Annotated in this window: 6 protein-coding genes and 1 pseudogene; 5 read left to right on the top strand and 2 right to left on the bottom strand. The window is 72.1% G+C overall.

The genetic code is table 11. The features are described from left to right. A pseudogene (locus ACFWA7_RS39000) lies at positions 1-605 on the bottom strand (serine protease); the annotation flags it as partial. A 302-nt stretch (positions 606-907) separates the two neighbouring features. Further along, entirely contained in the window at positions 908-1,906 is a 999-nt protein-coding gene (locus ACFWA7_RS38995; RefSeq protein WP_385546023.1) for a PAC2 family protein, read from the bottom strand. 315 nt (positions 1,907-2,221) lie between these two features. On the opposite strand from ACFWA7_RS38995, the gene ACFWA7_RS38990 reads away from it, so the two are divergent. From ACFWA7_RS38990 to ACFWA7_RS38970, 5 genes are read left to right on the top strand one after another with little or no spacing between them, the layout of a single operon-like run. Continuing rightward, on the top strand, positions 2,222-3,547 hold the full coding sequence (locus ACFWA7_RS38990) for an enolase C-terminal domain-like protein (protein WP_385546020.1): 1,326 nt from the start codon (positions 2,222-2,224) through the stop codon (positions 3,545-3,547). Continuing rightward, positions 3,544-4,350: an SDR family NAD(P)-dependent oxidoreductase gene (locus ACFWA7_RS38985; protein WP_385546017.1), complete on the top strand. Its 807-nt coding sequence runs from the start codon at positions 3,544-3,546 to the stop codon at positions 4,348-4,350. Before ACFWA7_RS38990 ends, ACFWA7_RS38985 begins: the two co-directional genes overlap by 4 nt. A 25-nt stretch (positions 4,351-4,375) precedes the next feature. Next, the gene (locus tag ACFWA7_RS38980; RefSeq protein ID WP_385546014.1) at positions 4,376-5,413 is read left to right on the top strand and encodes a sugar ABC transporter substrate-binding protein; all 1,038 of its coding nucleotides are present in this window, start codon (positions 4,376-4,378) and stop codon (positions 5,411-5,413) included. 2 nt (positions 5,414-5,415) lie between these two features. Continuing rightward, positions 5,416-6,915, top strand: a complete 1,500-nt coding sequence (locus ACFWA7_RS38975; RefSeq protein WP_385546011.1) for a sugar ABC transporter ATP-binding protein — start codon at positions 5,416-5,418, stop codon at positions 6,913-6,915. Next, complete coding sequence (locus ACFWA7_RS38970) at positions 6,912-7,937, top strand: ABC transporter permease (protein ID WP_385546007.1); 1,026 nt, start codon at positions 6,912-6,914, stop codon at positions 7,935-7,937. The genes ACFWA7_RS38975 and ACFWA7_RS38970 overlap by 4 nt, the downstream gene beginning before the upstream one ends. The last annotated feature ends 280 nt before the right edge of the window (positions 7,938-8,217 follow it).

Raw genomic sequence — 8,217 nt, 5'->3', positions numbered from 1 at the left:
GGCCTGGACCGCGCTCGTCCTGGTGTCCGGCCGGGCAGCGGCGCCACCACGTCCCGGAACCTGGTGGCGATGCCGCTGGTCACCGAGGCCGCCTCGACCGCGCTCGGGAGCACGAGCGGCTGCCGGCCCTGGTGCATGCCGCCGCCCCGCTGCCAGGCCCAGTACGCGTCGACGCCCTCCGGCGCGGCCCGCAAGTAGCCCTGGCGGCCGGTGAAGTCGGGGGTGACGGGCGCGCCCTCCCTGAGTCGCCGCACCGCCTCTTCGTCGGGACCGGCGTAGTCGGCCGGGACGGCGCCCGGCTTCACATAGGCGGTCTCGACCCCGGGCAGCGCGGCCAGCCGGGCGGCGATCTCCTCGGCCCGGTCCGCCCCGCCGCGTACACGGTGGAAGAGCGACAGGCCGGGCGGCGCGCCCCGGCCGAAGAGCGGTTCGAGCGCCAGCTGCTGGTCGCCGAGGAACATGGTGAGCGCCGTGGTGTCCGCTCCGGAATCCGGGCGGGCGACGACGATCAGCTCCGGCTCGGCGCCTTGGTAGGTGAATCCGGCTCCATCGGGTCCGGGGCCCGCCGTTCCGGGGCCCTGGCCCGGGAATACCTGGTCGGTCATGGCCGCTCCCGCTCGCATCTGATGCCGTTGTCGGATCGGGCCCGCGCGCGTCCCTGCCCGGCACACCCTGCTACCGGGATGCCGACTCGTCCACCCCGTCGGTCAATTGGGTTTGGAATGAAGGGGAGTTGGGCAACGTGTGCAATTCGGCCGGGAAGCGATGCCACGCCCCGTCCCGGGCCCGCTGGGAAGTCCGGTGCGGCACGGCGCCCTCAAGGGGCGCGGGGCTGTGACATCGTGCGGCTCCGCCGCGTGGGTGCGACCAGCCACCGGCGACCCGCGGTCGAGTACCAAGCGGCTCGCTAGTCCTCCGACGACTCCGAGCCCTCGCCCGGCTCGTCCGGATCCTCGCGCGTCGGCTTGGGCGGCCGCGTCCGCCCACTGCTGGTGTCGCGCAGATACGACGTGGACTCGCCCCCGTCCGTGGCGTGCCCGCCGGGCGCCTGCCCCGGTCCGGGCCCGCCGTCGCGCCGCCGCAGATACCGCTCGAACTCGCGGGCGATCGCCTCGCCGGACGCCTCGGGCAGGTCCGCGGTGTCCCGCGCCTCCTCCAGCGTCTGGACGTACTCGGCCACTTCGCTGTCCTCGGCCGCCAGCTGGTCCACCCCGAGCTGCCACGCCCGGGCGTCCTCGGCCAGCTCGCCCAGCGGGATGCGCAGGTCGATGAGGTCTTCGAGGCGGTTGAGCAGGGCGAGCGTGGCCTTGGGGTTCGGCGGCTGCGACACATAGTGGGGCACCGCCGCCCAGAGGCTGACCGCCGGGACGCCCGCGTGGGTGCATGCCTCCTGGAGGATGCCGACGATGCCGGTGGGGCCCTCGTACCGGGTCTCCTCCAGGTCCATCGTGCGGGCCAGGTCCGGGTCGGAGGTGACCCCGCTGACCGGGACCGGGCGGGTGTGCGGGGTGTCTCCGAGCAGCGCGCCCAGGATCACCACCATCTCGACGCCCAGCTCGTGCGCGAAGCCGAGGATCTCGTTGCAGAACGAGCGCCAGCGCATCGACGGTTCGATCCCGCGCACCAGGACCAGATCGCGCGGCTTGTCGCCACCGACCCGGACGACGGAGAGCCGGGTGGTGGGCCAGGTGATCCTGCGGACCCCGCCCTCAAGGAACACGGTCGGCCGGTTGACCTGGAAGTCGTAGTAGTCCTCGGCGTCGAGAGCGGCGAAGACCTCGCCCTTCCACTCGCGCTCCAGATGAGCGACGGCTGAGGAGGCGGAGTCGCCCGCGTCGTTCCAGCCCTCGAACGCGGCGATCATGACCGGGTCGACCAGCTCGGGAACTCCCTCCAGCTCGATCACCCAGTGCCTCCCTCCGAAGTTCTCATGCGTACGCCCCAACCTTACGGCTTCAGCACTACCCCGCCGCAGCCCCCGTGCACGGCACCGTCCACGCCGGAGTGATCCCCGCATGAACGGCCGGCAGCCGGGGCAGAGCGCGGTCTCTCTAGTGATTCATCCGAGCTATGCGAGGAAAATTTTCGTCCCGCCCCTGGACTGTGGCGCTTGTCCGGCGCTATACATCGCAATACATCGGATGACCGCGAGAGGTCGGATGTTCGAGCAGAAGTTCGTCGCAAGAGTTCTTCAGCCAGGACTCAGCCACAGGGGGCATGCATGAGGCCGAGTGTCACCGGGTTCGACGTATACGACATCCGCTTCCCCACCTCGGAGCAACTCGACGGCTCGGACGCGATGAACCCCGACCCGGACTACTCGGCCGCCTATGTGGTGCTGCGCACCGACGGCCCGGCCCGGACCGAGGGCCACGGCTTCGTCTTCACCATCGGCCGGGGCAACGACGTCACCGCCGCCGCCATCGAGGCGCTGCGGCCGTACGTGGTGGGCCGCCCGGCGCCGAGCAGCGCCGCCGATCTCGCGGCCCTCCACCACGACCTCACCCATGACTCGCAGTTGCGCTGGCTCGGCCCGGAGAAGGGCGTCACGCACATGGCGGCCGGCGCGGTCGTCAACGCGGCCTGGGACCTGGCCGCGACCGCCGCCGGAGTGCCCGTCTGGGAGTTCCTGGCCGCGATGACCCCCGAGGAGCTGGTCTCCCTCGTGGACTTCCGCTACCTCACCGACGTACTGACCCGCGAGGAGGCGCTCGCCCTGCTGCGCGCCGCCGAACCGGGCCGCGCCGAGCGGGCCCGGCTGCTGCGCGCCGAGGGCTATCCCGCCTACACCACCTCGCCCGGCTGGCTCGGCTACGACGACGACAAGCTGGTCCGGCTCGCCAAGGAGGCCGTCGCGGACGGCTTCGCGCAGATCAAGCTGAAGGTCGGCGCCGACCTCGACGACGACGTACGGCGGCTGCGGCTGGCGCGTGCGGCGGTCGGCCCCGGCATCCGCATCGCCGTCGACGCCAACCAGCGCTGGGACGTGCCGGACGCGCTGCGCTGGATGGCCGCGCTCGCCCCGTACGCCCCGCACTGGATCGAGGAGCCGACCAGCCCCGACGACATCCTCGGCCACGCCGCCGTACGCGCCGGGCAGCCGGTGAAGGTGGCCACCGGCGAACACGTGGCCAACCGGGTCGTGTTCAAGCAGCTCCTCCAGGCCGGCGCGGTCGACTTCGTACAGATCGACGCGGCCAGGGTCTCCGGAGTCAACGAGAACCTGGCGATCCTGCTGCTCGCCGCCAAGTACGGCGTTCCCGTCTGTCCGCACGCGGGCGGCGTGGGCCTGTGCGAACTCGTCCAGCACCTGGCGATGTTCGACTACGTGGCCGTCTCCGGCACCCGCGAGGACCGCGTCATCGAGTACGTCGACCACCTCCACGAGCACTTCACCGACCCGGCCGTCATCGAGGGCGGCCGCTACCGCGCACCCCGCGCCCCGGGCTTCTCGGCCCGGATGCGCCCCGAGTCGATCGCCGCCTACCGCTACCCGGACGGACCGCAATGGCGGGCCCGCCGCCCGGCCCAGGAGGTCATCTCATGAGCACCCCGCGGGAGTTCACCGCACCCGACGCCGCACCCCGGGACCTCACCGGGATGGCCGCGCTTGTCACCGGCGGCGCTTCCGGGATCGGCGCGGCCACCGCCGGGCTGCTCGCCGCCCGGGGAGCCCGCGTCGCCGTGCTCGACCGGGACGTCAAGGGCGCCCCGCACGGCACCCTCGCCCTGGAGGCGGACGTCACCGACGACGCGGGCGTACGGGAGGCGGTGGCCCGGGCCGCGCGCGAGTTCGGCGCCCTGCACACGCTCGTCTCCAACGCCGGGACCGGCGCCACCGGCACCGTCGAGGACAACGACGACGCCGAGTGGCACCGGGTCCTCGACGTCAACGTCCTCGGTATGGTCCGCGTCGCCCGCCACGCGCTGCCGCACCTGCGGCGCGCGGCCCGGGAGCGGCCCGGCCACGTCTCCATCACCCACACCTGCTCGATCGCCGCCACCGCGGGCCTGCCGCAGCGCGCCCTGTACAGCGCCGCCAAGGGCGCCGTGCTCTCCCTCACCCTCGCCATGGCCGCCGACCATGTGGCCGAGGGGATCCGGGTGAACTGCGTCAACCCGGGCACGGCGGACACCCCGTGGGTCGCCCGGCTGCTCGCCGGGGCCGACGACCCGGAGGCCGAACGGGCCGCGCTGCGGGCCCGCCAGCCCATGGGACGGCTGGTCACCGCCGACGAGGTGGCCGCCGCCATCGCGTATCTGGCGAGCCCGGCCGCGTCCTGCGTCACCGGTACCGCCCTGGCCGTCGACGGCGGCATGCAGGGTCTGCGCCCGCGCCCCACCATCTGAGCCGCGAACCGCGAAGGACACCACCATGAGAGTGCGTACGACGACTGCCGCCGCCTGCTGTGTACTTCTTGCGGCCGGGGCACTGGCGGGCTGCAACCGCGACTCCGGCGGCGGCACCGGGGACAAGAAGGTCGGCATCGACCTGCCGCGCAGCGACAGCGACTTCTGGAACTCCTACCAGCAGTACATACAGAAGGGCACGAAGGCGGGCGAGGTCTCCGCGCTGCCGCTCACCAACTCGCAGAACGACATCGGCAAGCTCGTCGCCAACGTCACCGCCTTCATGGACCGGGGCGCCAAGGCCGTGATCATGGCCCCGCAGGACACCGGCGCGGTCGCCTCGACCCTGGAGACCCTCCACAGCAAGAAGATCCCGGTCGTCAGCGTCGACACCCGCCCCGACAAGGGCGACGTCTACATGGTCGTACGGGCCGACAACAAGGCGTACGGCGAGAAGGCCTGCACGTTCCTCGGCGAACAGCTGAAGGGGAAGGGCAAGGTCGCCGAGTTCCAGGGCGATCTGTCCTCCATCAACGGCCGCGACCGGTCCCAGGCGTTCAAGGCCTGCATGGCCAAGGCCTACCCCGGCATCCAGGTCTTCGAGCTGGCCACCGACTGGAAGGGCGACGTCGCCTCCGCCAAGCTCCAGTCGACGCTCGCCGCCCACCCCGACCTGAACGGCATCTATATGCAGGCGGGCGGCGTCTTCCTCCAGCCCACCCTCGCCCTCCTGGAGCAGAAGCACCTCCTGAAGCCGCCGGGCGCCCCCGGCCACATCACCATCGTCTCCAACGACGGCATCCCCGAGGAAATCGACGCCATCAAGGCCGGGAAGATCGACGCCACCGTCTCCCAGCCCGCCGACCTCTACGCCAAGTACGCGCTGTACTACGCCAAGGCGGCCCTGGACGGAAAGACCTTCAAGGAGGGCCCGACCGACCACGGCTCCACCATCGTCAAGATCCCCGGCGGGTACGAGGACCAGCTCCCGGCGCCCCTGGTGACCCGGGCCAACGCCGGTGACCCGGCGCTGTGGGCCAACCAGCTCCAGAAGAAGGGCTGACCGTGAGCGCCGAGCCCGCCCTGGACGCCCGGGGGATCGTCAAGCGCTTCGGGCCGACCCTGGCGCTCGACTCGGTCGCGCTGACCGTGCGGCCCGGCGAGTCCCACGCGCTCGTCGGCCGCAACGGCGCGGGCAAGTCCACGCTGGTCGGCGTGGTCACCGGACTGCACCGCCAGGACGCCGGCACGGTGGCGTTCGGCGGGTCGCCCGCGCCCGCCTTCGGGGACAGGGCGGCCTGGCAGTCCAAGGTGGCGTGCGTCTACCAGCGGTCCATGGTCGTCCCGGACCTCACCGTCGCCGAGAACCTCTTCCTGAACCGGTTCGAGGGCGGCCCGATCCGCTGGGGACGGCTGCGCCGGCGCGCGGCGGACCTGCTCGCCGGGTACGGGGTGAACGTCGACCCGGACGTAAGGGCACGTGAACTGACCGTCGAGCAGCGCCAGTTCGTGGAGATCGCCCGCGCCCTCTCCTTCGGCGCCCGGCTGATCGTCCTGGACGAGCCGACCGCCCAGCTGGACGCGCGCGGCATCGAGCGCCTGTTCACCAAGCTGCGCGAGCTCCAGGCCCAGGGGGTGGCGTTCCTCTTCATCTCGCACCACCTCCAGGAGGTGTACGAGCTGTGCACCGCCGTCACCGTCTACCGCGACGCCCGCCATGTGCTGACCGCGCCGGTGGCCGAGCTGGCCAAGGACGACCTGGTGGCCGCGATGACCGGTGAGGCGGGCCGCGGAGCCTCCTGGCACGCGGGCGCCCGTGCGGTGCGCGAGGACGCGGACCCGGTACTGACGACCGAAGGGCTCGCCCTGGACGGCGAGTTCGAGCCGGTCGACCTCACCGTACGCCCCGGCGAGGTGCTGGGCCTCGCGGGGGCCGCGGCCAGCGGGAACACCGCGCTCGGCGAGACCCTGGCCGGGATGCGCCGGGCGAGCGCGGGGCGGATCGCGGTGCGCGGCCGGGCGGTGAAGCCGGGCAGCGTGCCGCACGCGCTCGACGCGGGCATCGGCTACATCCCCGAGGACCGGCACCGCCAGGGTCTGGTGCCCCAGCGCTCGGTCGCGGAGAACGCCACGCTCACGGTCACCGGCCGGCTCGGGCCGTGGGGGACCGTACTGCCCTCCCGTACGAGGGAGTTCGCCCGGTCGATGATCGCCTCGCTCGACATCAAGACCCGGGGGCCCAGGCAGCCGGTGTCCGGGCTCTCCGGCGGCAACCAGCAGAAGGTCGTGGTGGCGCGGGCCCTGGCCAGGAGACCGGTGGCGCTGGTCGCGGTGCGCCCCACGGCCGGGGTCGACGTCAAGTCCAAGGAGGCGCTGCTCGCGGTGGTGCGGCGGGTCGCCGACGAGGGGAACGCCGCCGTGATCGTCTCCGACGAACTGGACGATCTGCGCGTGTGCGACCGGGTGCTCGCACTGTTCCACGGGCGGGTCGTCGCCGAATACGACAGCGGGTGGACCGACCGGGAACTGGTCGCCGCCATGGAAGGTGTGGGGGAGCGGCCATGACCGAGACGGTGACCAAGGCGCCGGCCGAGCTGACGGGCGCGGGCGCGCGGCGGCGGCTCGCGCATGTGCGCTGGAGCGACTTCTCGCTGGTCCCGGTGATCCTGGTGCTGATGGTGATCGGCTTCGTCGTCTCGCCGGTCTTCCTCACCTCGGACAACCTGATCAGCGTGATCCAGCAGTCCTCCGAGCTGAGCCTGCTCGTGCTCGGCCAGGCGCTGATCCTCATCTGCGGCCGGATGGACCTCTCCCTGGAGTCCACGATCGGCATCGCGCCGGTGATCGCGATGTGGCTGGTGCTGCCGTCGCAGGGCGGCCGGTTCGCCGGGCTCGGCCTGCTGCCCGCCTGGACGGCGATCCCGCTCTGCCTCCTGGTGGGTGTGGCGATCGGTACGGTCAACGGCTTCCTGATGCTCAAGCTGAACGTCAACGGGTTCATCGCCACCCTGGGCATGCTGACGATGCTGCGCGGCCTCCACGTCGGCATCACCGAGGGCAAGTCGATCACCGAGGTGCCGGAGTCCTTCCGTTACCTCGGCAGGACCGACTGGCTGGGCGCCCCGGCCGCCGTCTGGATCTGTCTGACGCTCTTCGCCGTCGGCGGCGCCGCGCTCGCCTGGCTGCGCCACGGGCGGGCGCTGTACGCGATCGGGGGCAACCCGGAGGCGGCGCGGGCCGCCGGGATCCGGGTGGACCGGATCACCTGGGCGGTCCTGGCGATCGGTGGCCTGCTCGCCGCGTTCGCGGGGATCCTCTACACCGGCCACTACGGTTCGGTGGCCGCGACCCAGGGCAACGGCTGGATCTTCCAGGTGTTCGCGGCGGCGGTGATCGGCGGGATCAGTCTGAAGGGCGGCCGGGGCACGCTGTTCGGCGCGCTCACGGGTGTGCTGACGCTGCAACTGGTGGTCAACGTCATGACCCTGGGCGGGGTCCCGGCGCTGTGGAACCAGTTCCTGAACGGGGCGATCATCATCGTCGCGCTGGTGATCTCGCGCTTCGCGAGCGGAGAGAAGCAGGACTAGCGCCTGTCCGGCGGATCTGGTTGGCCTCGGTCCAGGGTGCCTCTTTCGGTGCTGGTGAGCGGGGGTCTGGTGCGTCCAGCTGCAAGGCGGAGGATTGAGTCGACGCGGAGGGTCGGCGATTGACGACAACGCCGCAGATGGGCGTGCCAGACCCCCGCGTGCCGACCGGATCCGCCGGACAGGCCCTAGTAGTGCTTGGTCAGGTTGGTGCGGGGTCGGGGATGTTGCGGTGACAGGTGGGGCAGGCGCCGGTCCAGGCTGCGAGGAGTATCTGCACTTC

The organism is Streptomyces sp. NPDC059994, assembly GCF_042737755.1.
Classification (GTDB): Bacteria; Actinomycetota; Actinomycetes; order Streptomycetales; family Streptomycetaceae; genus Streptomyces.
Note: the sequence above shows the minus strand (reverse complement) of the source record. Positions and strands in the feature narration are given on the sequence as shown.